General features: G+C 41.2%; 22 protein-coding genes. 12 read left to right on the top strand and 10 right to left on the bottom strand.

Going from position 1 to position 23,237, the window contains the following annotated elements; translation table 11 throughout:
* Positions 1 to 100: 100 nt before the first annotated feature.
* The gene (alaS, locus tag NFR61_RS01855) at positions 101 to 2,734 is read right to left on the bottom strand and encodes an alanine--tRNA ligase (protein WP_251620048.1); all 2,634 of its coding nucleotides are present in this window, start codon (positions 2,732 to 2,734) and stop codon (positions 101 to 103) included.
* A gap of 120 nt (positions 2,735 to 2,854) precedes the next feature.
* Between alaS and NFR61_RS01850 the strand changes: the two genes are divergently transcribed.
* From NFR61_RS01850 to frr, 8 genes are all read left to right on the top strand, one after another.
* Entirely contained in the window at positions 2,855 to 3,829 is a 975-nt protein-coding gene (locus NFR61_RS01850; protein ID WP_251620047.1) for a M23 family metallopeptidase, read from the top strand.
* A gap of 18 nt (positions 3,830 to 3,847) precedes the next feature.
* Positions 3,848 to 4,189, top strand: coding sequence for a MerR family transcriptional regulator (locus NFR61_RS01845; protein ID WP_251620046.1), 342 nt, complete (start codon positions 3,848 to 3,850; stop codon positions 4,187 to 4,189).
* A 6-nt stretch (positions 4,190 to 4,195) separates the two neighbouring features.
* Positions 4,196 to 4,984: a Nif3-like dinuclear metal center hexameric protein gene (locus tag NFR61_RS01840; RefSeq protein ID WP_251620045.1), complete on the top strand. Its 789-nt coding sequence runs from the start codon at positions 4,196 to 4,198 to the stop codon at positions 4,982 to 4,984.
* 3 nt (positions 4,985 to 4,987) lie between these two features.
* Positions 4,988 to 5,830, top strand: a complete 843-nt coding sequence (locus NFR61_RS01835; protein ID WP_251620044.1) for a zinc ribbon domain-containing protein — start codon at positions 4,988 to 4,990, stop codon at positions 5,828 to 5,830.
* Between the two features lie 51 nt (positions 5,831 to 5,881).
* Positions 5,882 to 8,506: a valine--tRNA ligase gene (locus NFR61_RS01830; protein WP_251620043.1), complete on the top strand. Its 2,625-nt coding sequence runs from the start codon at positions 5,882 to 5,884 to the stop codon at positions 8,504 to 8,506.
* Positions 8,507 to 8,849: 343 nt separating this feature from the next.
* Positions 8,850 to 9,215: a BlaI/MecI/CopY family transcriptional regulator gene (locus NFR61_RS01825; protein ID WP_251620042.1), complete on the top strand. Its 366-nt coding sequence runs from the start codon at positions 8,850 to 8,852 to the stop codon at positions 9,213 to 9,215.
* An 8-nt stretch (positions 9,216 to 9,223) separates the two neighbouring features.
* Positions 9,224 to 10,798, top strand: a complete 1,575-nt coding sequence (locus NFR61_RS01820) for a M56 family metallopeptidase (protein ID WP_251620041.1) — start codon at positions 9,224 to 9,226, stop codon at positions 10,796 to 10,798.
* Between the two features lie 54 nt (positions 10,799 to 10,852).
* Positions 10,853 to 11,416 (top strand): ribosome recycling factor, encoded by a 564-nt coding sequence (gene frr / locus NFR61_RS01815; RefSeq protein ID WP_251620040.1) that lies wholly within the window; start codon positions 10,853 to 10,855, stop codon positions 11,414 to 11,416.
* Between the two features lie 31 nt (positions 11,417 to 11,447).
* Here the strand turns inward: frr and kdsB are convergent, their stop codons facing one another.
* From kdsB to NFR61_RS01785, 6 genes are all read right to left on the bottom strand, one after another.
* A complete protein-coding gene (kdsB, locus tag NFR61_RS01810; protein WP_251620039.1) occupies positions 11,448 to 12,191 on the bottom strand; it encodes a 3-deoxy-manno-octulosonate cytidylyltransferase in 744 nt (247 codons plus the stop codon).
* On the bottom strand, positions 12,188 to 12,556 hold the full coding sequence (locus NFR61_RS01805; protein ID WP_251620038.1) for a bactofilin family protein: 369 nt from the start codon (positions 12,554 to 12,556) through the stop codon (positions 12,188 to 12,190). Before NFR61_RS01805 ends, kdsB begins: the two co-directional genes overlap by 4 nt.
* Positions 12,557 to 12,580: 24 nt before the next feature.
* A complete protein-coding gene (locus NFR61_RS01800) occupies positions 12,581 to 12,919 on the bottom strand; it encodes a bactofilin family protein (protein WP_251620037.1) in 339 nt (112 codons plus the stop codon).
* Between the two features lie 68 nt (positions 12,920 to 12,987).
* Positions 12,988 to 13,986: a beta-ketoacyl-ACP synthase III gene (locus NFR61_RS01795; protein WP_251620036.1), complete on the bottom strand. Its 999-nt coding sequence runs from the start codon at positions 13,984 to 13,986 to the stop codon at positions 12,988 to 12,990.
* 117 nt (positions 13,987 to 14,103) lie between these two features.
* Entirely contained in the window at positions 14,104 to 14,289 is a 186-nt protein-coding gene (gene rpmF, locus NFR61_RS01790) for a 50S ribosomal protein L32 (RefSeq protein ID WP_251620035.1), read from the bottom strand.
* 13 nt (positions 14,290 to 14,302) lie between these two features.
* Positions 14,303 to 14,815 carry a YceD family protein gene (locus NFR61_RS01785; protein ID WP_251620034.1) on the bottom strand — a complete coding sequence of 171 codons (513 nt, stop codon included), beginning with the start codon at positions 14,813 to 14,815 and terminating at the stop codon, positions 14,303 to 14,305.
* 314 nt (positions 14,816 to 15,129) lie between these two features.
* Here NFR61_RS01785 and rplM point away from each other — a divergent pair, with 314 nt between their 5' ends.
* The 4 genes from rplM to tsf all read left to right on the top strand — a co-directional run bounded on the left by rplM (position 15,130) and on the right by tsf (position 17,769).
* Positions 15,130 to 15,585, top strand: a complete 456-nt coding sequence (rplM, locus tag NFR61_RS01780; protein ID WP_251620033.1) for a 50S ribosomal protein L13 — start codon at positions 15,130 to 15,132, stop codon at positions 15,583 to 15,585.
* 6 nt (positions 15,586 to 15,591) lie between these two features.
* Complete coding sequence (rpsI, locus tag NFR61_RS01775; RefSeq protein WP_251620032.1) at positions 15,592 to 15,981, top strand: 30S ribosomal protein S9; 390 nt, start codon at positions 15,592 to 15,594, stop codon at positions 15,979 to 15,981.
* A gap of 93 nt (positions 15,982 to 16,074) precedes the next feature.
* Positions 16,075 to 16,884 carry a 30S ribosomal protein S2 gene (rpsB, locus tag NFR61_RS01770; protein WP_251620031.1) on the top strand — a complete coding sequence of 270 codons (810 nt, stop codon included), beginning with the start codon at positions 16,075 to 16,077 and terminating at the stop codon, positions 16,882 to 16,884.
* A gap of 66 nt (positions 16,885 to 16,950) precedes the next feature.
* Complete coding sequence (gene tsf, locus NFR61_RS01765; RefSeq protein WP_251620030.1) at positions 16,951 to 17,769, top strand: translation elongation factor Ts; 819 nt, start codon at positions 16,951 to 16,953, stop codon at positions 17,767 to 17,769.
* A 37-nt stretch (positions 17,770 to 17,806) separates the two neighbouring features.
* On the opposite strand, the gene NFR61_RS01760 is transcribed toward tsf, so the two are convergent.
* The 3 genes from NFR61_RS01760 to NFR61_RS01750 all read right to left on the bottom strand — a co-directional run bounded on the left by NFR61_RS01760 (position 17,807) and on the right by NFR61_RS01750 (position 23,217).
* The gene (locus tag NFR61_RS01760; RefSeq protein ID WP_251620029.1) at positions 17,807 to 19,456 is read right to left on the bottom strand and encodes an ArnT family glycosyltransferase; all 1,650 of its coding nucleotides are present in this window, start codon (positions 19,454 to 19,456) and stop codon (positions 17,807 to 17,809) included.
* A gap of 301 nt (positions 19,457 to 19,757) precedes the next feature.
* A complete protein-coding gene (locus tag NFR61_RS01755) occupies positions 19,758 to 20,051 on the bottom strand; it encodes a PG0541 family transporter-associated protein (RefSeq protein WP_251620028.1) in 294 nt (97 codons plus the stop codon).
* Positions 20,052 to 20,067: 16 nt separating this feature from the next.
* A complete protein-coding gene (locus tag NFR61_RS01750) occupies positions 20,068 to 23,217 on the bottom strand; it encodes an efflux RND transporter permease subunit (RefSeq protein ID WP_251620027.1) in 3,150 nt (1,049 codons plus the stop codon).
* Positions 23,218 to 23,237: the final 20 nt, after the last annotated feature.

Below are 23,237 nucleotides of genomic sequence, written 5' to 3'. Positions count from 1 at the left end.
GAAAGCAAATGTATAAAAAAATCTCAAACTATTTGCTTCTAATACAAATTATTGCAAAATAATTGAATATTTTCTTCAAAACAGTGAAAATTTTCAACCATTATCCCTCATTAAATTTGTGTAAAATCAATCTCCGCGCCGCATCCATCGCTTTCTCCAATCCCTCCGGATTCGCACCTCCGGCAGTTGCAAAAAATGCCTGTCCTCCACCGCCGCCATTCATTTCTTTGGCCGCCTCTCTAACAATTTGTCCCGCATTCAGTCCATACTCTTCCACCAAAGAATTACTAATCATCACCATCAAATAAGGTTTATTATCTGCAATACCCCCTAATACGGCTATCATTTTCTCAAACTCACCCTTTAATTGGAATACCACATCTTTTACCTTAGCTTGAGGCAAATCAACCTGCTTAAAAATGACATTTATCCCCCGGACAACTGTTTTTTCATTCTTCAATCTGTCCTTCATAAGCCTTAAACTTTCCGCCTCAAACTTCTGCAAATCTTTTTTCAACCCCTCATTCTCCTGCAACAACGTAGTAATATTCTCCATCACCCCCTTATTAGACTTAAACATCCTCTCTACATCCTTCATTAAATTAAAATAATTGACGATATACTCCTCCGCTTTGTCTGCCGTAATAGCCTCAATTCTTCTCACCCCGGCAGAAACAGAACTCTCGCCCACAATCTTGAAAAAACCGATTTGTCCGGTAGCGGCAACATGGGTACCCCCACACAACTCAACGGAATCATCATACTTAATCACCCTTACCAAATCCCCGTACTTCTCACCGAAAACAGCAATCGCCCCCATCTCCTTCGCCTTCGACATCGGAACAGCGCGACACTCCTCCAAAGGAATATTTCTCCGAATCAAACGATTGACAATCGCAGCCACCTCTGCCAACTCCTCATCCGTTACCTTCTGAAAATGAGAAAAGTCAAAACGCAAATGTTCATCGCTCACATAAGAACCCTTTTGTTCCACATGCTCTCCGAGTACCTTCCGCAAAGCATAATCCAACAAATGAGTCGCAGAATGATTATTAGCAATCAACACTCGGCGATGCAAATCAACCTTCGCCTGAAACACCTGCGTCACATCAACCGGCAACTTCTCCGCCAAATGGATAGTCAAACCATTCTCCTTCTTCGTATCGACAATCCGAATCCGTTCATCCGCACCTTCCAGCCAGCCCGTATCACCGACCTGTCCTCCTCCTTCTCCGTAAAACGGAGTAATATTAAACACTAAATGATAAAGCGTCTTCCCTTTCGTCACAACTCTTCTATAACGGGCAATCTTCACTTCCGTCTCCGTATAATCGTATCCGACAAACTGCTGTTCATCATCTCCCAATAATTCAACCCAATCATCCGTATCCACCGTAGAAGCCGAACGCGAACGTTCCTTTTGAGCCTCCAACTCTGCTTTAAACTCCTTCCTGTTCACAACCAAACCATGTTCACGTAAAATTAACTCGGTCAAATCCAACGGGAATCCATACGTATCATATAACTCAAACGCGACATTACCTGGAACTGTCAGAAAATCTTCCGCCTTTGTCTTTTCAATAATTCTATCCAACAGCTTAATACCCTTATCCAACGTCTTCAAAAAAGCATTCTCTTCCTCCTTCATTACTCGCTCTATCAACTGCAGTTGCGATTTCAACTCCGGATAATGCATACCCATACCTTCCATCAATACAGGCACCAGCCGATACATAAAAGCATCCTTTTGATTCAAATAAGTATAAGCATACCGCACCGCTCTTCTTAAAATCCGGCGAATCACATAACCGGCCTTTACATTAGACGGCAACTGCCCGTCCGTAATAGAAAAAGCAATCGTCCTCAAATGATCGGCAACCACCCGCATCGCCACATCCGTTTCTGCCGAAGCCCCATACTTTATCCCGCTCAATTCTGCTATTCTATCTATAATAGGAGTAAATACATCCGTATCGTAATTCGATGTTTTTCCTTGAACAGCCATACAAAGCCGTTCAAAACCCATACCCGTATCCACATTCGTATGGGGCAAATTTTCCAACGAACCATCCGCCTTCCGATTAAACTGCATAAACACCAAATTCCATATCTCAATCACCAATGGATTATCTTTATTCACCAACTCCCGACCCGGTTTCAAACGTCTCTCCTCCTCCGGACGCAAATCAATATGCAACTCGGAACAGGGACCGCAGGGTCCCATATCTCCCATCTCCCAAAAGTTATCCTTCTTATTACCATATAAAATCCGGTCTTCCGGCAAATAACTTTTCCACACCTCATACGCCTCATTATCCGGCCCCAATCGATCTTCCTTACTTCCCTCAAAAACAGTAGCATACAACCGTTCCTTATCCAGCTTCATCACCTCTGTCAAAAACTCCCACGCATAAGCTATCGCCTCCTTCTTAAAATAATCCCCGAAAGACCAATTGCCCAACATCTCAAACATCGTATGATGATATGTATCATGCCCCACCTCCTCCAAATCATTATGCTTTCCGGAAACCCTCAGACACTTCTGTGAATCGGCTGCCCGACAGTACTTGGTTGCCACATTCCCCAAAATAATATCCTTAAACTGATTCATCCCCGCATTTGTAAACATCAACGTCGGATCATCTTTTATCACCATCGGTGCCGAAGGCACAATCGTATGCTCTTTACTCCGAAAATAATCCAGAAACTTTTGTCTGATTTCAGCCGATCTCATCTTCTAAATATTAATTACGTTTAAATTGCCCCTCCTGTTCATCCCTTTCTTTTTACAAGGTTGCAAAATTAGATTATTTCTCTAACTTTGCATCGGAAAATCATAATATTTAAGTATCAAATGCCTAAAATAGGATATCGCTTCAACCCTGAAACCTTGTCTTATGACAAAATAGAAACTCCTTTAAGAGTTAAAATAGGAAGATTATTCAGAAAATTCTTTTCCTCTTTATCATTGGCAATCGTTATCTTTTTCGTCATTTCCGCAGTCATCGATTCTCCGGAAGAAAAAGCATTAAAACGGGAAAAAGAAGAAATACTGGCTCAATACAATTTACTGAGCAACGAAATCGGCAAATTGGATGCCGTACTGAAAAATCTGGAAGAACGGGATGACAACATCTACAGGGTAATCTTTGAAGCGGAACCCATCGACGCTGCTATCAGAAGAGTCGGTACGGGAGGGGTAAACAAATATGAAAAACTAAAAGACCTCAAGGACGCCGACTTAATCATCGGGGTAAGCAAAAAACTCGACGAATTATCAAAAGCCTTATACGTACAAAGCAAATCATATGACGAAATCGAAAAATTAGCCAAAAACAAAGTAGACATGATAGGCTCTATTCCTGCCATCATCCCGCTTTCTCTGAAAAACCCGAGAAATCGCGTATCTTCTTCTTTCGGCTATCGCATGCATCCATTCTACAAAACAGTCAAATTCCATGCAGGCATGGACTTCGCCGGAGCCGTAGGAACTCCCATTCACGCTACGGGCAACGGGAAAGTAATCCTGGTCAGTACACTTAAAGGCTACGGAAAATGCGTAATGATAGACCATGGATTCAGTTATCAGACTCTATACGGACACCTAGACAGCTACAATGTCAAAGTAGGTCAAACAGTAAAACGAGGAGATGTCATCGCCTATTTGGGAAACACCGGCGGCTTCTCCACCGGCCCACATTTACACTATGAAGTAAGAAAAAACAAAGTGCCGATGAACCCTATTAATTACTACTTCAACGACCTGAATCCTGATGAATACGACAATATTACCCATATTGCCAACAATACGGGACAAAGCATGGACTAACTTTCGATAGACAAACACATGAAACAAGAAAACCAACCGTTAAAAGTATACTATTCCATTGGCGAAGTCGCCGATATGTTTCATGTAAACACTTCTCTGATTCGCTTTTGGGAAAAAGAATTTGATATCATCAAGCCCCACAAAAATAAAAAGGGAAACCGTCAATTCACCAAAGCAGACATTGACAACTTCCACTTAATTTTTCATTTAGTCAAAGAAAAGGGCATGACACTCAAAGGCGCCCAACAAAAACTCAACGAACAGAAAAACGAAACCGAAGCAAATTTTGAAATCGTTAAAAGGTTACAAGCCGTTAAAAACGAATTAATTCAAATCAAAGCAGAGCTATCCAACGAGTAAATTATCATGCAAGTAAAAGACCTGACTTCTATCATAGAACAATACGCACCACTTAATTTACAGGAAAGCTACGATAATGCGGGTTTAATTTGCGGAGACACCGAAAACGAAGTCACTGCCGTACTTCTTTGCACCGATGTAACAGAAAGTGTCATTGACGAAGCAATCGCAGAAAACTGCAATTTAATCATCAGTCACCACCCGTTGACAATACAGCCGTTAAAAAATCTCCTGCCCCACAACAGTATAAAACGAAGCCTCATCAAAGCGATAAAACACGACATTAATATTTATGCCGCCCATACAAATATGGATGCTGTCATAAACGGCGTTAGTGGGAAAATAGCAGACAAACTGGGGCTCACCAGCAGAGAAATACTACAGGTATCTCCAAACTCCTCCAACACTACAACAGGCTTCGGAATCATCGGAGAACTGGAAAAAGCGGCGGACAGCTACAACTACTTAAAACAAATAAAAGAAATTTTCCATTGCGAAATCATCCGGCATACTGCCCTCTGCACTCCTACCGTAAAACGAATTGCCGTCTGCGGAGGTTCCGGAGCCTTTCTCATCAAAGATGCAATCTCAGCAAAAGCCGACCTATATATAACAGGAGATATCAAATACCATGATTTTTTCCAAGCCGAAAACCGGATTATTCTCGCAGACATCGGGCATTATGAAAGCGAACAATATACAAAAGAGATTTTTTATAAGTTAGTTACAAAAAAAATATCTAAATTTGCAGTCCAATTTTCTAAGATAAATACAAATCCGATAAATTATTTATAATATATGGCAACTACAAAAAAAGACAAAGAACAGCAACTGTCAGTAGAAGAGAAATTACAACACTTGTATGAGTTGCAGAAGATCGATACACAAATCGACAAAATCAGGACTTTAAGAGGGGAATTGCCTTTGGAGGTTCAGGATTTGGAAGACGAAATCGCGGGATTAGAAACTCGTTTGGAAAATCTGAAAACGGAAATCAGCGAAGCTGACAAAAATATTGTTCAGAAAAAACAAGAAATCACCAAAGCGGAAGAATTGATTAAAAAATACAGTGATCAGCTGGATCATGTCCGCAACAACCGTGAATACGACGCTCTAAACAAAGAAGTGGAATTCCAGAAATTGGAAATCGAACTTCAACAAAAAAGAATCCGTGAATCACAGAAAATCAAAACGGAAAAAGAAGAATATCTGGCAACCGCTTCCAACAAATATAATGACAAAAAAGCGGACTTAGATGCCAAAAAAACCGAATTGGAAGACATTATAGCCGAAACGCATAAAGACGAAGAAGAGCTGATGAAAAAGTCGGAACAGTTGGCTCAAAACATCGAAGAACGCTTATTGACCGCCTATAACCGGATTCGCTCCAATGCACGCAATGGACTGGCTGTCGTCACCGTAGACCGGGACGCCTGCGGCGGTTGTTTCAATAACATCCCACCTCAGCGGCAACTGGATATCCGCTCCCGCAAAAAAATCATCGTCTGTGAATATTGCGGCCGTATCCTCATCGACAAATACATCTGCGACTACGACGGCAGCCAGCAGAAAGCAGACCTCGAAGCAGCCATGGAGGCGCAAAAGAAAAAAGGAAGAAGAATTAAAAAATCTGAAGAATAAAAAAAAGGCTGCTTAGGCAGCTTTTTTTAATCCATGAAATAAAATACACTTATGATTGCCACGAATTACAATCCCAAAGAGAGTGAGGAAAAATGGTACCAATACTGGACAGAGCATAAATTTTTCCATTCAGAAGTAGATAAAAGCAGACAACCGTACTGCATTGTCATTCCGCCCCCAAATGTCACCGGCGTACTCCACATGGGACACATGCTGAACAACACTATTCAGGATGCGCTAATTCGTCACGCCCGTCTGCAAGGCAAAAACGCCTGCTGGGTACCGGGTACCGACCACGCCTCCATCGCCACGGAAGCAAAAGTCGTTGCAAAACTGCAAAGCGAAGGTATCAATAAAAAAGACCTGACACGCGAAGAATTTTTAAAACATGCCTGGGCCTGGACAGAAAAACACGGAGGCATAATCTTAAAACAGCTTAGAAAACTTGGAGCTTCCTGTGATTGGGACAGAACAGCATTCACGATGGATGAACTTCGTAGCGAAAGCGTCATCAAAGTATTTGTAAACCTGTATCAAAAAGGACTCATCTATCGCGGAGTCAGAATGGTCAATTGGGATCCCCAAGCCTTGACTGCCCTGTCGGACGAAGAAGTCGTATACAAAGAAGAACACGGAAAACTCTATTACCTGCGTTATAAAATCGAAGGAGAAGACGGCTATGCCATCGTAGCCACCACCCGTCCCGAAACCATCATGGGAGACACCGCCATGTGCATCAACCCCCATGACCCGAAAAATCAACATCTGAAAGGGAAAAAAGTAATTGTTCCCTTAGTAAACCGGGTCATTCCGGTCATCGAAGACGAATACGTAGACATTGAATTCGGAACAGGATGCTTAAAAGTAACCCCCGCCCACGACGTAAATGACTACATGCTGGGAGAAAAATACAACCTCCCTTCCATTGACATCTTCAACGATAACGGCACCATCAATGAAACCGCCGGGCTATACGTCGGCATGGATCGCTTTGTCGTAAGAAAACAGATAGAGAAAGACCTGGAAGCAGCAGGATTGCTCGAAAAAACGGAAGCCTATACAAACAACGTCGGATACTCGGAACGTACCAACATACCCATCGAGCCCAAACTCTCCATGCAGTGGTTCCTAAAAATGGGACATTTGGCACAAATTGCCTTGGAGCCGGTAATGAAAGACGACATCCGCTTCTATCCTTCCAAATTCAAAAACATCTATCGCCACTGGATGGAAAATATCAAAGATTGGTGTATAAGCCGTCAACTTTGGTGGGGACACCGCATACCTGCATGGTTCCTTCCGGAAGGCGGTTATGTTGTTGCCACCGATGAAATGGAAGCCCTCGAAGCCGCCCGGCAAAAAAGCGGTAATCCAAAGTTGACACTCGCCGACTTGCGCCAAGACGAAGATTGCCTGGACACCTGGTTCTCATCATGGTTATGGCCTATCTCCCTATTCAACGGCATCAACGACCCCGACAACGAAGAAATCAACTATTACTATCCTACTGCCGATTTGGTTACAGGCCCGGACATCATTTTCTTCTGGGTAGCCCGTATGATTATGGCTGGCTATGAATACAAAGGGGCCATGCCTTTCAAAAACGTTTACTTCACCGGCATCGTACGCGATAAATTAGGACGTAAAATGTCCAAATCACTGGGCAATTCTCCCGATCCCCTCGACTTAATTGACAAATACGGGGCTGACGGTGTACGGGTAGGCATGTTGCTTTGTGCCCCCGCAGGAGGAGACCTATTATTTGACGAAAGCCTGCCCGAACAGGGACGCAACTTTACGACAAAAATATGGAATGCCTTTAAATTAGTCCAATCTTGGAATATTGCCGACACAACACAACCCGAACACTCCGCATTGGCGTTGGAATGGTTTGAAAACCTGCTCAACAAAACCAAAGAGACCCTGACCACCCAATTTGAACAATACCGTATATCAGAAGCCTTGATGACCGTATACACTACCTTCCGGGACGAATTCTCCTCGTGGTTGCTGGAAATCATCAAACCCGCTTACGGAGCACCCATCGACAGGAAAACATACGAACAAACGGTATCTTTATTTGAAGAGCTGATGAAACTCCTTCATCCTTTCATGCCCTTCATCACGGAAGAAATATGGCAACACCTGAAAGAACGGGAAGCAGGAGAAAGCATCATGATTTCTATCATAAAACCGGCCAAACCGAGCGACGCAAATTTACTGAAACAGATAGAATACGCTAAAGAAGTCATTGTCGCTATCCGGAACCTCCGCAAGCAAAACAACATTGCTTTCAAAGACCCGTTGGAACTCAAAATCAAAGAAAGCAAGCGTTATGACCGAAAACTCGAAAGCATCATCCGGAAAATGGGCAATATTTCCTCCGCAGAAATTATAAACGAGCCACCCAAAGGCAGCTGGAGTTTCATTGTGGATACCGTGGAATATTTCATCCCTGCCAACAGACAAATCAACACAGAAGAAATAAAAACCAAACTAAAAGCAGAGTTAAATTATACACAAGGCTTTCTTAAAAGCGTCATGGCCAAACTCGATAACGAGCGTTTTGTACAAGGCGCACCCGAACAAGTTGTAGCCAATGAACGCAAAAAACAAGCAGACGCAGAGGCCAAAATCAAGGCCATCCAAGCCCAATTGGCGGAACTAAACCTGTAATGATACGGTTTCATATTCCCTCAAAGGCAAAAATACTTTTGAGGGGAAACATGTCACCGGAAGTGGAACGGAAAAACAAATAAATGTGAATTTGTTCCGCTTCTTCTTTTTTCAAAGTCAAGAAAGCGGTTGTATCCTCCCGCAATGCAAGCGGCTCAGTGCCTCTTCCGATAAAACACACAAACCATCCGACAGTTGAAGTGCTCCCCCACTCAATTGAAATTTGGAATAATCTCCAATCCGTCTTGAGGTCATTTCACCGGGCAGGAAATGCCCGAATTTAGTTTGTAAACTAAAAAATTAGTTATACATTTGCCTCCGTAAAATTTTAATAAAATGTACTATGAAAGAATTAACTAAAGCGGAAGAACAGATTATGCAGGTGCTTTGGGAAATAAAAAAAGGGTTTGTCAAAGATATTATCGAACAATTGCCCGCTCCGAAGCCCGCTTACAATACTGTTTCAACAATTGTCCGCATTTTACAGGACAAAAAGTTTGTGGGTCACGAGGCTTTCGGGAAAAGCCATTGTTATTTTCCGGTAGTAGATAAGGAAACGTATACACGAAAGTTTCTCCGTCATTTTATCGGAAGCTATTTTAATAATTCTTTTCCGCAAATGGTTTCATTTTTTGCCAAAGAAGAAAATATTGATTTGAAAGAGTTAGAAGAAATTTTGCAGTTTATCAAGAATCTCCCGAAAAAATAAAAGGATATATGACTCTTTCATCGCTCTATATTATTAAATCATCAGTACTACTTGCCGCTTTTCTGCTTTATTATGCGTTCGTGTTGAAGAAACAGACTTTTTTTACGCTTAATCGGGTGTATTTGCTCGGCACACTGATTCTATCTATCTGCATTCCTTTTTTCCATTTTACCCTAGCCGTGGATATTATGGAAACGGATGGCAGTCTTCCTCCTCTTTATTACGTATCGGGATTGATAGAAGAAATTTCAGTGTCTGGCAGAGAAGTTTCAGATTATGAATGGCTGTATTGCTTGAGTTGGATTTATCTGGGTGGTGTCTGTTTTTTCCTCTTACGTTATGCTAGGGGATTATTTCAAATCCGACAGCTTATTCATTCCCATGAGTGTAAACGTGTACGTAATTTGAAGATTGTTATGCTCTCTTCCAATTATCCCGTATTCTCTTTTTTCAATTATATTTTCATCAATACTTCTTTGGATTACAAAATAGAAGCGAATAGTGTTTTAAGACATGAAATCATCCATGTTCGCTATATGCATGGCTTCGATTTATTACTTTCGGAAATTATCTGCATTTTTTACTGGTTCCATCCTCTGGTATGGATTTATAAAAAGAATATTGCTCAAAATCACGAATATATAGCCGACAAGGAAGTTGCCGTGAAATATCAGACCGGTAGGTATTTTCAGCTACTTGTGAATCAGGCGCTCAAAGGGAAGATGTTTTCCTTTACTAACTGTTTTTCATGTTCAAATTTAAAAAAACGAATGATTATGATGACGAAAAAACAATCGAATAAATTCAATGTTTTGAATTATATCCCCGCCCTTTTTATCGGCGGTATATTATGTGTTGTTCTCACTTGTATTGTGACACAAGCTCCGGCACTTTCTTTCATTTCGGAGGAGGCCCCCGTTACGACAACAATAGTCGGGAGCATTGCTGTAGACAGTTCTGAAGTGTTTGCGGTTGTAGAAAAAATGCCTCAATTCGACGGAGATATGCAGGCATGGTTGGCTGCCAACCTAAAGTATCCGCAAAAGGCCTTAGCCGCACAGGAAGAAGGGAAAGTTCTGGTTTCCTTTATTATCGAAAAAGACGGAAGTGTTTCCAATGTAAAAGTTTCCCAACCTGCCAGTTCATCTTTGGATACAGAAGCGGTACGGGTGGTAAAAGCGATGCCGAAATGGATTCCCGGTAAACAACGAGGGGAGACGGTAAGGGTTGCCTTTACGCTGCCTATTCACTTCCAACTTCCGCTAGAGTATCAGGTATTCCGAGTTGTCGAGATTATGCCTGAATTCAATGGAAATATGAATACCTGGTTAAAGGACAATTTGAAATATCCTAAAAAAGCCCAAGAAACAAAAGAACAGGGAAAGGTATATGTCAATTTTGTCGTCAATGAAGACGGTAGTCTCTCCGATTTCCGAATCGAACGCTCTTCCGGTTCTCAGGCATTGGATGAAGAGGCATTGAGAGTAACGAAAGCCATGCCGAACTGGCTCCCCGGCAAGCAACGAGGACGAACCGTAAAGACGGCTTTTACTTTACCTGTTAATTTTGTATTACCTCAGTAAGATTTTATCCATAAATAATTTTTCCTATCTTTGTTTGGTTAAAATGATTCATATATGAGCGAAGAAGTAAAATTATTTATGGATGAAGCCAAAGAGCAGATGCAGAATGCAATTACTCATCTAGAGACCGAATTGGCTAAAATCAGAGCCGGAAGAGCTAATCCGAAAATTTTGAATGATGTCTTGGTTGAATATTACGGAACACCGACTCCTCTCGCACAGGTTGCTAATATTTCGGTTCCGGATCCACGTACTATCTCTGTTCAACCCTGGGAAAAGCAGATGATTGGTCCCATTGAAAAGGCTATTCGCAATGCTAATTTAGGTTTGAATCCAGACAATAACGGCGAGGTGATACGTATCAATATTCCCGCTTTAACGGAAGAGAGAAGAAAAGAGCTGGTGAAACAGTCCAGAGGGGTAGGTGAAACTGCGAAAGTAAGTATCAGGAATGCCCGACGGGATGTCATTGACGAGTTTAAAAAGATGACTAAGGACGGACTTCCTGAAGATGTCGCTAAAGACGCGGAAGCTGAAGCTCAAAAAATAACGGATTCTTATTCCAAGAAGGTGGAAGATATTCTCGCCGCAAAGGAAAAGGATATTATGACCATATAAAAAAAGCCGCTGAATCAGCGGCTTTTTTATATCATAACAAGGCTTTAGCCCGTTCCAAATCTTCAGGGGTGTCTATTCCTATCGATTCATGTTCCGTAATACCTACTGCTATGGTATATCCGTTTTCCAACCAACGCAATTGTTCCAATGACTCGATTTTTTCCAATTTACCCGGAGGCAAAAGAGTAATTTCTCTCAAAACAGAAGGTCTATAGGCATACATGCCTATATGTTTATAGTAGGTCGTTGCATCCAACCATTCCGATTTTTCCAATCCACGGGCGAAAGGAATAGGTGACCTTGAAAAATAAATGGCTGTATTGCGGGAAGAAAATACAACTTTTACTTTGTTCGAGTCAAATAATGCTTCGTTGTCTTCAAACGGCTTGGCCAGTGTTGCTATCTGCACATCTTGATTTTCAAAGCATTGTATTAATTGGCGTATTTGTTGCGGTACAATAAATGGCTCATCCCCCTGTATATTGACTACGACATCATATTCGGCATGCTTTTCCTTGATTACTTTTTCGTAGGCTTCAAAACAACGATCCGTTCCACTACGGTGGTCGGAGGAAGTCATGATTGCCTTTCCGCCGAAAGCCTCTATTTTTTCGCTGATACGCCTGTCATCGGTAGCAACATACACATCATCGGTAACAGAAAGTGCTTTCTCAACGACATGCTGAATCATAGGTCTGCCACCTATTTCCGCCAACGGCTTTCCGGGGAAACGAGTCGAAGCGTACCGTGCCGGGATGAGTATCAGTACTTTCACTTTACAGGTTCTTTGTTTTCCTTTACTTCTTTTTTCACCATCTGGCAATTTCCGTTAAAGAAAACACCCGGCTCCACAGCCAACACCGCTGCCACAATATTTCCCATTACTTTTGCCGGTGCTTTTAATGAAACGGCTCCGCTTGCCGTAATATTTCCCGATACAACTCCCATCACATCTATATTGGCACATTCCACATCGCCTTCTATTGTTGCAGTATTTCCCACAACCAATCTGCTGGATGTAATGATTTTTCCTTTAATCATTCCGTCGATACGAATATCATTTTTCGTTTTCACGTCTCCGACAATCATTGTTCCTTCACACAGTAAGTTTACAGCGTTATTGCTCAATTCTTTACCCATATCATATTTATTTTTTATTATTTATTATTTATTTTTTAATCTCAGTCCATTCTCTATCTCTGCCTCCGGATGCACTAATAAACACGAGGCCGTCAAAGTTCCTTTTATCTCTGCCTGCTCTGCCAAATGAGCCCGTCCTTCTACTTCTACGTCTCCCACTATCAATCCCTCCATAACTAAACTACCACACACGACATTTCCCTCGATAACTCCATGCTGTTCAACGGTAAGCCTGCCCTTGCATACAACATCTCCTTTTATTGTTCCTTCTAAAAGTAAGTTATTATCTATCCGGACGTTACCCTCGATTCTTTCTTCTTCTAACAAGAAAGAATTAGTCGTATTTTTCTCTAAGTTATCCACACCCATTCTCTATTTAGCTAAGGAAAGACGAATATATAAAAAAAGTGGAGAATAAATCTCCACTTTCTTTATTTTTTATCATAAGCCCATTTCAGCCAAACGGCGCCCCACGTGAAGCCTGCCCCAAATGCAGCTAAAATAAGATTATCTCCCTTATGCAATTTATTCTCCCATTCATACAAACACAAAGGGATAGTTGCGGAGGTTGTATTTCCGTATTTCTGTATATTAATCATCACTTTCGACTCGTCCACTCCCATACGACGCGCCGTAGCGTCAATGATTCGCAAATTTGCCTGATGAGGAACCAAGTAGGCAACATCGTCTGCCGACAAATGGTTTTTTTCCATAATTTCCACAGATACATCTGCCATTTTGGATACCGCATGTTTAAATACATACTGCCCGTCCTGATAAATGAAATGTTCCCGGTTTGCAACAGTCTCAAGCGTCGGTGGATTTAAAGAGCCTCCCGCTTTCATATATAAATGATCACGACCGATTCCGTCAGAACGTAATATATGATCCATTACTCCCAAGTTTTCAAAAGTTGGTTCCAACATGACAGCTGCCGAAGCATCACCGAATAACGGACAAGTTTTACGATCCGTATAGTCTGTGATTACTGACATTTTCTCTGCTCCTACAAATACAACTTTTTTATATCTTCCGCTTTCAACATATTGAGTTGCGGTCACCAATCCGAAAATAAATCCCGAACATCCTGCATTCAAGTCAAAACCAAAGGCATTTTTTATTCCCACCATATCGGCTATAATCTGGGCATTGGCAGGAAAATGCATATCAGGAGTTACGGTCGCACAAATTAATAAATCCACCTCTTCCGGCTTGGTGTTTGTTTTTTCCAACAAGTTCTCTACCGCCCTCGCCCCTAACCAAGCGCTTCCTTTATCTTTATCTTTTAAAATTCGTCTTTCTTTGATACCCACTCGGGTCATAATCCACTCATCAGTGGTTTCCACCATCTGACTTAATTCATCATTGTTCAAAATATAATCCGGATAGTATGCTCCAACTCCGGTTATTATTGCTTTTGGCCTTTCCATAAAACTTATTTTTGAATAAATTATTTCCGAATACTTTTCCCGGAAACCTTATAAACAAGCATAGCCCCCTAACCTATAGGGGGCTGTGTATGATAATACCATCCCGTATAGTCAGAATTATGCAACTACCGGTTTTTCGATAGCCAACTTACCCCTGTAATATCCGCATTCCGGGCATACAGTATGATACTGTACAGCAGCACCACAATTTGAACACTTAGCTATTGCAGCAACAGTCAATGCATCATGAGTTCTTCTTTTGTTTCTTCTCTGTTTTGAGATTTTTCGTTTCGGATGTGCCATTTCTCTCTTTTATTTAGTTATTAATTAATTTCTTCAATTCATCCCAACGGGAATCCGTCGGTTTATTTTCCTCTTCCACAATATATTTATCCAATACTTCTTCCATTTCCGCCTCGCACTCTCCCTCTTTATGTACAACCCGCATAGGATAATTCAACATATATGTTTCATATAAATAAGAACTCAAATCCAAGTAATCATCATCTGCCGTCACTACAATATAGTCATCATCATTTCCAGTATCCCGCTCCGTTTGCTTTACATAAAGGTTCATTTCACCTTTTACCGATAAATCAAACATCCCCAAACAACGATCACATATCGCTTTTACCGTTCCATCTATATTTATTTTTACTTCCATTAATAACGCAGTTTTTACAATCTCTACGTTAGCTTTTACATTTGCCTCCGTTCCTTTCGTAGCTTCAAAACAATTGAAAAAACGGCTGTCCAATATGTAATCAAAATTGTGCTTCCCTTCACCTAAACCCCTGAAGGCCACTTTATATTCTTTCAGTTTATCCACAATTCTTGAAGTAAAACGGCGCAAAGATAGAATAAAAAGTAAGAAGTAAAAAGCAATCTATGAAAAAAAACGTTTTTACATTTTTTATTCAAAGTATTTGAGTATAAGAATATTTTATATATTTTTGTCCTCCATTTTGGAGTGGTATATGCTTTAAACTGTAAGATTGAACCTTAGCCATTTATCTTGCAGGCACATTCCGGAAGCAAAAATTTTAAGTCTGCCCGACTACCGCGTTGTTTTTGTCTTCTCTGAATTGCGAGCATACAACACACTGAAATACAAACAGATGTATAATTTAAATTAACAAAAAAGTGGATCAAATTAGTTACAAAACGACTTACGTCAACAAAGCCACAGCTCAAAAAGAATGGGTTTTGATTGACGCAGAGAATGAGGTTTTGGGACGTCTTGCTTCTAAGGTTGCAAAGCTTTTAAGAGGTAAGTACAAACCGTCTTTCACTCCTCATGTTGATTGCGGTGACAACGTGATCATTATCAATGCAGAGAAAGTTGCTTTGACCGGTAACAAATTAACCGACAAGCAATACACCCGTCACACCGGCTACCCCGGCGGACAACGTCACACAACTCCGGCTGCCGTATTGGCTACTCATCCGGAAAGAGTTATTGAACATGCCGTGAAAGGTATGCTTCCGAAAAGCCGTCTTGGAAGAGCGGTCATGAAAAACCTTCATATTTTTGTTGGCGGAGAGCACACTATGCAAGCTCAAAAACCGAAAAAAATTGATTTAAACTCACTTAATTAATAAGGTATGGAAGTAGTTAATACAATCGGCAGAAGAAAAGCAGCAGTTGCTCGCGTTTATGTTAGCGAAGGAAAAGGTAATATTGTCATCAACAAGAAAAGAAGTGTTGAAGAATATTTCACATTACCTACTCTTCAGTATATCGTAAAACAACCTCTTGAATTACTGGGTGTAAGCGGTCAGTATGACATCAAAGTAAATCTTGTAGGGGGTGGGTTTAAAGGACAAGCAGAAGCTTTACGCTTAGGTATTGCCAGAGCCTTAGTTGAAATTAATGCAGAAAACAAATCTCAATTGAGAGCAGCCGGATTCCTGACTCGCGATTCCCGTGAAGTGGAACGTAAAAAACCAGGTCGGCCGAAAGCTCGTAAGAGATTCCAGTTCTCTAAACGTTAATAGCAGTTTAGTATCTAAATTGACGGGACTTCTGATAAGAACTACCCGGCAATTGCTAAAAATTAAGAATGTAAACTTTTTAAAAAATTATTTATGTCAGCAAGTTTTGACGAATTATTGAATGCAGGTTGTCACTTCGGACACCTTACCCGTAAATGGAATCCTAAAATGGCTCCGTATATTTTCATGGAGCGTAACGATATCCACATCATTGACCTGAATAAAACAGCGATTATGCTTGATAAAGCTTCTGCAGCTTTAAAACAAATCGCTAAATCAGGAAGAAAAATTCTGTTTGTTGCAACAAAGAAACAGGCTAAGGACATTGTTGCAGAAAAAATTTCTAATATCAATATGCCGTACGTAACCGAAAGATGGCCGGGCGGTATGTTGACCAACTTCCCGACGATTCGGAAAGCTGTGAAAAAAATGACGACCATCGACAAGATGGAAAAAGACGGCACTTTCGATCACTTGTCAAAAAGAGAAAAACTCCAAATCGCACGCCAACGTGCCAAATTGGAGAAGAACCTGGGAAGTATCGCAGATTTGAGCCGTCTTCCGGCAGCTCTTTTCGTTGTTGATGTAATGAAAGAATACATCGCCGTGAAAGAAGCCAAAACGTTGGGTATTCCGGTATTTGCTATGGTTGATACCAATTCAAATCCGGATAATATTGATTTCGTTATCCCGTGTAATGATGACGCTTCCACTTCAATTTCTTTAATTATCGACAATGTTGCCGATGCTATTAAAGAAGGTTTGAATGAAAGAAAAGCAGAACGGGAAAAGGAAGGAGATAAAAAACCGGTTACTAAAAAAGCCGAGAAAGCAAACTCCGAAGAAGAAGACGTAGAGGAAGAAGAGGTTGAAGTTGAAGAGACCGAAGTAACGGAAGAATAATTAAGTATGATTTCAGATTCCGGTTTACATCGGAATCTGAAATTTTAAAATTCAAAATGAATTAAGATGGAAATAAAAGCAGCTGATGTGATGAAGTTGCGTCACGCAACAAACGCAGGAATGATGGACTGTAAACATGCCCTTCAGGAAGCTGAAGGTGATTTTGACAAAGCAGTCGACATCATCCGTAAGAAAGGTCTTATCGTTGCCAGCAAACGCGCTGACCGCGAAGCAAAAGAAGGTTGTGTATTAGCACACGCAGAAGGTAAAAAAGCCGCTTTGGTAAGTTTGAACTGTGAAACGGATTTCGTCGCTAAAAACGAAAACTTTATCAAGTTCACCCAGAGTATTCTGGATACTGCATTCGCCAATATGCCGGCCGATTTGAATGCTTTATTGGCATTAAAAATTGACGGAAGAACTATTGCTGATCAGATTGCAGAACAAACCGGTGTTATCGGTGAAAAATTGGAATTAAGCTTTTATGGCAAAGTGGAAGGCGAAGATACTATTGCTTATATCCACCCGGGTAATAAATTGGCTACGATTGTTGCTTTCAACAAAGCTGCCGAAACGCAGGTTAAAAAAGATGTTGCAATGCAAGCTGCAGCTATGGCTCCTATTGCCGTTGATAAAACCGATGTTCCGGAAAATGTAATCGCTCACGAATTGGAAATCGGTAAAGAAAAAGCCCGTGAAGAAGGAAAACCGGAAAATATGCTTGAGAAAATTGCTCAAGGTCGCTTGAACAAATTTTTCCAAGAATCTACACTCTTGAATCAAGCATTTGTAAAAGAACCGAAAGAAACAGTTAAATCTTACATGCAAAGCCATGATAAAGACTTGACGGTTACTTCATTCGTAAGATTCACTCTGAATGACTAAATCAATTTCATTGGAGTTTCAACTAAAAAGTCCCGTATTACGGGACTTTTTTCATTTCAAGCAGTGTAACATAGCGTACAAATATATCCGAATACCGCTTTGTATTCGCTTTCCGGCGATTATCATCAAATTTCCCGATAAATTTCATATTCACCTGGGACTTGAGCGTATCGGATAAGATTTCTTCCGCACTTTCGGCTGAAACCAATACCATCGATAGAACAGGCAAGGTATCACTTGTTATATTCCATGGCAATATTCTCCTTCCGGCTTCATATACCAATTCTATTCTCAATTCTTCATTTTCGGGATAATAAAAGGGTATTTCCTTCAATATTTCCATATTTCTAACTTCCCTTATACTTTTCATTTCCGGATTATTAAAGAGCCCGGCGATGGAAGGCATCATAAATGCCTCTACAATAAAAAACAGAAACACCACGCCTCCCAAAAAGTACAACGGACATATTTTTAATGCAGCACGGAATAGAATAATGGCAGACAACAGAAATAACAAAGCGGTCAGAATAAACATAATTACTCCTATACCCCCCCCCATTAACATAAAACAATACACCCCAATTCCTATAGGCAAACAACACGCTATCAAAGCTATTAGTAACGTATTAATCCGAAAAAACAGTTTATCCCAACCCAATAACCATCCTGCATTTTTTGCTTTTTCATGCCAATAGAGAATAACATGAGCTATCACCAAGGCTGAAGGAATAAGTATCGGCAATAAATAACGGGTTTTCTTTTCAGGCAGCAATGACAACAAAATCAATATGGCAAACGTCCAACTCACCATTAAAATATATTCTTTCCGTAAGGCTATTCTTTTTTTCCAATAGGGCCATATAAGAGCCGTCACTAAAAATAATGACCAAATTCCGGATTCAAGAAAAAATTTCCAGTAATAATACCAGGGCCGCACATTTCGCTCCAACCATGCGGTAGATTCCTTCGCTGCTACAAACATGGCCATGTCTTTATGATATAAATAAAGATAAATAGGCCACCACAAACTTATTGCCAAACAAACCAATACCATTATCAGTAAAGGAAAGATTTTCCCTTTAACGGAGGGACGGTATATCGGAAAATAACAAAGTAAAAAAGGTAAAAGCAGGGCATAAAACGACACCGGACCTTTTCCCAAAAACGATAATCCCATAAAGACTCCCGCCCATAAAAAATCACGCCAATGTGCACCTTCCGATTCAAAAGCCCGATAGAAAAAGTAGATGGCTCCCAACATAAAACTGTGGCAATAAATATCCCATGTCGCTGTTCTCCCCATCAAAATGATATTGAAAGAAGTACACAAGACCAAAGCAGAAATCAAGCCATAAAGAGACTTTTTAGTCGTTCTTGCTCCTAAGAAGTACATGAAAAATACTAACAATGACGCCATCAATCCCGCTGCCGCTCTTTGAAGACCAATATTATCCGGAGCCACCCATTCTATCATCCCTGCTACCCAAGTCGGCAAAGGAGGCTTTTCCAGCCGGAGAGTCCCGTTCATGGTAGGTACCAACCAATTGTCGTATTCCACCATTTCTCTTGCTGTCGTCAGATTGCGGGCTTCCATAATGTCCGGATATATGACCTCATTATGAATAAAAAATGTAAAGAAACAGACAACTGCCAAGAAAAATAAATGAAATCCTCGATTTGTTCGCATATCCAATATCTACTTTAAATTATTATAAGCGGTATACAGCCACCTTTTCGGAGTAGTTCCTTACTCCGGTATGGAGTAGGCTCGTACGCCGGTACGGAGAAGGCATTGACTCCGATGCGGAGTACGTGCGTACTCCACACCGGAGTTAAAAATTTAACAAAACCTACTACCTGTCATATTTTTTCAAATTCAAGGCAAAAATAATTAAAACTCTTTACCCTGCAACTTATTTATAATCAAAGAGGCTGCATAACGTTTAACCGTCAGGCAGCCTCTCCTCATCAAAGATTCTCCTCAACTATCAATACATATCCGTAATATCCCAAACGAATGCCCGGATGCCATTTTCTTTGTTTACGTTATCCAGTTTTTCCACATATTTAAGTATCAACGGAACCATTTCATCTTTCACAATGGTAATTGTGGCGGAATTCATTTCAGGCCACGTATGGGAACCCATACGCGGTTCTCCTGTTTCCGTCCCGGCCCCATTGACCAAAGGCCACTGTGTGAAGCCCTTTATCTGTAATTGCTCCAAGATAAAAGACACCCGTTCTGTCAAAGCTTGATTATAAGTTATAAATACTGCTTTCATACGTCATAATTTTAGATTATTCCCTCGGCAAATCGCGTTCCGGATCAAAATCACTCATAAACTTAAACTGTTTGGCAAGTGCCTTTTTCTTATTACGGCTTCCGCTCTTATCCATTGCTGCATATACAACCGGTACAATTACCAATGTAATGATTGTTGAGAACACCATACCACCGATAACGGCAACCCCCATCGGACGCCATGTTTCAGAACCCTCCCCCACACTTAATGCCATCGGTACCATACCCAATATGGTTGTCAAAGAGGTCATCAATACCGGACGCAGACGGGAACGGCAGGCTTGAGCGATGGCGTCATACAAACGAACGCCCCTCTCGCGCATTAAGTTGATAAAGTCTATCAATACAATACCGTTTTTCGTCACAATTCCGACCAACATAATTGCTCCCAATGCTGCAATTACGCTCAAAGTTGTATTTGTCAGCAACAATGCCAATATTACCCCAGTAAATGCAAACGGGATGGCCAGCATGATGATAAACGGCATCTTGAATGACTCAAACTGCGCTGCCATCACGATATATACCAACATCAAGGAGAGTAACAACAATACCATTAATGAACTGAACGATTCCTGCTGGTCCTCATAACCTCCACCAATATACATCGTTACCTCTTGAGGAACATTATCCATTTCATTTATCAGTTTCTGTGCTTCCGTTGCAATTTCTCCCATAGCAAATCCGGCAGCAGGGGTAATGGAGACTTTCAGCATACGCTGCTTACTCTTTCTCTCAATATTAGGCGGAGAATAATATTCCCGAATTTCTCCTAATTCCTTCAAACGAACTTTCTCTCCTTTTCCATCCGTAATCAGAATATTTTCCAATTCCGTAATGGATGACCGGAATTCTTCTTCAAAACGGACTATAATATCATATTCTTCACCGTCTTCCTTAAATTTACTGTTTCTATAACCATAAATACGATTACGCAACGCTTGTCCTACCTCCGAAGTTGTCAAAGCGTGCTGGGCAAGTTTGTCTTTATTCAAAAACAACCTTAACTCCGGCTTGTCATTATCCCGGCTGATTTTAATATCCTCCGCTCCCCGGATTCCTTTGGCTTTATTGGCTATCTCATTAGCCAGACGACTGGTCATATCGAAATCATGCCCCATAATCTCAATATCCACCGTATTACTGCTCATCGAATTGGATGAAGTAGAAACCGTGTATTCCAATACATCCGGAAAACGCTTTAAGATGCCGCGCAATTGGTCTGCAATCTCAAATATGCTTCTGTCACGTTCTTTCAAATCTTTCACCCTCACACGCATATTCAGAATATTATTTCCCGTACTATTCATCATAGAAGCAAACGACGCTTCTTCCTCACTACCGTAAGACAAATTTATAATCTTCAATTCCGGAATTTCAGCCCGCATTACGGAATCAATCTCCAAAGCCACCCGCTTCGTTTCTTCCACGCGTTGTCCGGTCTGCATCTTCACATATACGCTCATGGAACCTTCATCATTCTGGGGCATAAAGTCCGTCTTGATATATTTCATCATACTGCAAGACCCCAAGAATACACCAAACATACAGCATATAATGAATGTTTTGTGTCTCAATGACCACCGAACCAAATGTTCATACCAATTGTCCAAACGGTCCAAGGTTGCGGTTACAAAATGATAAAAACTGAATTTCCCCTCTTTCTGCGCCTCTTGTATTTTCAACAATTGCGAACACAGCATCGGCGTCAAAGAGATTGCCGTTGCTGTAGAGGTACAAACCGTAATACATACAATCCATCCCAACTGCTTAAACAATATCCCGGTCATTCCCGTCACCAAGGTCAACGGGAAAAATACGGCCACTGTTACCAAAGTCGTTACAATTACCGACAACCATACTTCATTCGTTCCATATTTGGCTGCTTCTCGCGGACGGCTTCCCCGGTCAATGTGTTTCGTGATGTTTTCCAATACCACAATCGCATCATCAACGACCATGCCAATGGCAATAGAAAGCGAAGAAAGTGAAATTACATTCAAAGACTCACCCGTCGCAAATAGGTAAATGAATGCTACAATCAATGAAATCGGTATTGTCAATGCGATAATAAATGTAGCACGCCAGCGTCCCAAAAACAGGAATACCACCAACACCACAAATATTAAAGCATATTTCAGTGAATCTTGAAGATTATTGATAGACTTCACGATAAAATCGGAATTATCGACAATAATCTCAAAATTAATATCCGTAGGCAAATCTTTCTGCGCGGCTGCCAGCTCTTTCTTTACCTGCTTGGCGATAGCCACCGCATTGGCATCCGTCTGTTTCGTTACCAACAAAACTCCGCCCCTGCCCCGGTTTATTGATTGCTCTAACGTTATATCCTTTAATGTATCCCGGACCTTAGCTACATCGTGCAAGAAAATCGTCTTGTTATTCCGGGTACCCAGCACGATGTCTTTTATCTCATCACTCTCATCAAATTCACCTTCAACACGGAATGTATAATCCGCTAATCCCATTTTGACATTACCGGAAGGCACATCCTTATTCTCTGCTAAAATCGTATTCCCAATCTGCTCTAATGTCAGATTATAAGCATCCAATTTGTTGGGATCGACTTCCACATAAACCACCCGCTCCGGAGCGCCCGCCAAAGTTACGGAGGCCACTCCGTCCACCCGGTTCAGACGGGTAACCAGCTTATCGTCCAGAATTTTATCCAGACCCGGATAAGATTCTTTCGCCGTCACCGCATAAATCAGAATCGGCATCATGGAAGTATTGAAGCGCATAATCGTGGGACGGTCGATGTCGTCCGGCAAATTCTGCATGGCCTTATCCACTGCGTCACGCACGTCATTGGAAGCCTCGTCCAGATTTGCTTCCCATTCAAATTCCAAAGCTACGACCGCCAGATTGTCGTAAGAAGTAGAAGTCAGTTCCTTCAGATCGTCCACAGAGTTCAACTGATTCTCCAGAATCTTCGTCACATTCTCCTCAATATCCGAGGCATTGGCCCCCGGATACGTCGCCATTACCGTTATGTAAGGCGGGTCCATCTTCGGGTATTGGTCCACCGGCAACTGTACGTAGGAGAAAATTCCCAGTACCAGAATGGCCAAAAAGACCATCAGGGTGGAAATCGGCTTATTTACCGCTGTATTGTATATACTCATTCCTCAAATTGCATATTAAA

It is taken from the genome of Odoribacter lunatus (assembly GCF_943193135.1).
GTDB classification, from domain to species: Bacteria; Bacteroidota; Bacteroidia; order Bacteroidales; family Marinifilaceae; genus Culturomica; species Culturomica lunata.
Note: the sequence above shows the minus strand (reverse complement) of the source record. Positions and strands in the feature narration are given on the sequence as shown.

What these genes read in the sequence shown, in the direction of transcription:
- NFR61_RS01825 (WP_251620042.1), top strand. Translation starts at nt 8,850, where the DNA reads ATGAAAGAATTAACTAAAGCGGAAGAACAGATTATGCAGGTGCTTTGG.
- rpmF (WP_251620035.1), bottom strand. Translation starts at nt 14,289, where the DNA reads ATGGCACATCCGAAACGAAAAATCTCAAAACAGAGAAGAAACAAAAGA.
- NFR61_RS01795 (WP_251620036.1), bottom strand. Translation starts at nt 13,986, where the DNA reads ATGGAAAGGCCAAAAGCAATAATAACCGGAGTTGGAGCATACTATCCG.
- tsf (WP_251620030.1), top strand. Translation starts at nt 16,951, where the DNA reads ATGGAAATAAAAGCAGCTGATGTGATGAAGTTGCGTCACGCAACAAAC.
- NFR61_RS01845 (WP_251620046.1), top strand. Translation starts at nt 3,848, where the DNA reads ATGAAACAAGAAAACCAACCGTTAAAAGTATACTATTCCATTGGCGAA.
- NFR61_RS01755 (WP_251620028.1), bottom strand. Translation starts at nt 20,051, where the DNA reads ATGAAAGCAGTATTTATAACTTATAATCAAGCTTTGACAGAACGGGTG.
- NFR61_RS01760 (WP_251620029.1), bottom strand. Translation starts at nt 19,456, where the DNA reads ATGCGAACAAATCGAGGATTTCATTTATTTTTCTTGGCAGTTGTCTGT.
- NFR61_RS01820 (WP_251620041.1), top strand. Translation starts at nt 9,224, where the DNA reads ATGACTCTTTCATCGCTCTATATTATTAAATCATCAGTACTACTTGCC.
- rpsI (WP_251620032.1), top strand. Translation starts at nt 15,592, where the DNA reads ATGGAAGTAGTTAATACAATCGGCAGAAGAAAAGCAGCAGTTGCTCGC.
- NFR61_RS01805 (WP_251620038.1), bottom strand. Translation starts at nt 12,556, where the DNA reads ATGGGTAAAGAATTGAGCAATAACGCTGTAAACTTACTGTGTGAAGGA.
- frr (WP_251620040.1), top strand. Translation starts at nt 10,853, where the DNA reads ATGAGCGAAGAAGTAAAATTATTTATGGATGAAGCCAAAGAGCAGATG.
- alaS (WP_251620048.1), bottom strand. Translation starts at nt 2,734, where the DNA reads ATGAGATCGGCTGAAATCAGACAAAAGTTTCTGGATTATTTTCGGAGT.
- NFR61_RS01830 (WP_251620043.1), top strand. Translation starts at nt 5,882, where the DNA reads ATGATTGCCACGAATTACAATCCCAAAGAGAGTGAGGAAAAATGGTAC.
- NFR61_RS01750 (WP_251620027.1), bottom strand. Translation starts at nt 23,217, where the DNA reads ATGAGTATATACAATACAGCGGTAAATAAGCCGATTTCCACCCTGATG.
- NFR61_RS01840 (WP_251620045.1), top strand. Translation starts at nt 4,196, where the DNA reads ATGCAAGTAAAAGACCTGACTTCTATCATAGAACAATACGCACCACTT.
- rpsB (WP_251620031.1), top strand. Translation starts at nt 16,075, where the DNA reads ATGTCAGCAAGTTTTGACGAATTATTGAATGCAGGTTGTCACTTCGGA.
- NFR61_RS01835 (WP_251620044.1), top strand. Translation starts at nt 4,988, where the DNA reads ATGGCAACTACAAAAAAAGACAAAGAACAGCAACTGTCAGTAGAAGAG.
- NFR61_RS01850 (WP_251620047.1), top strand. Translation starts at nt 2,855, where the DNA reads ATGCCTAAAATAGGATATCGCTTCAACCCTGAAACCTTGTCTTATGAC.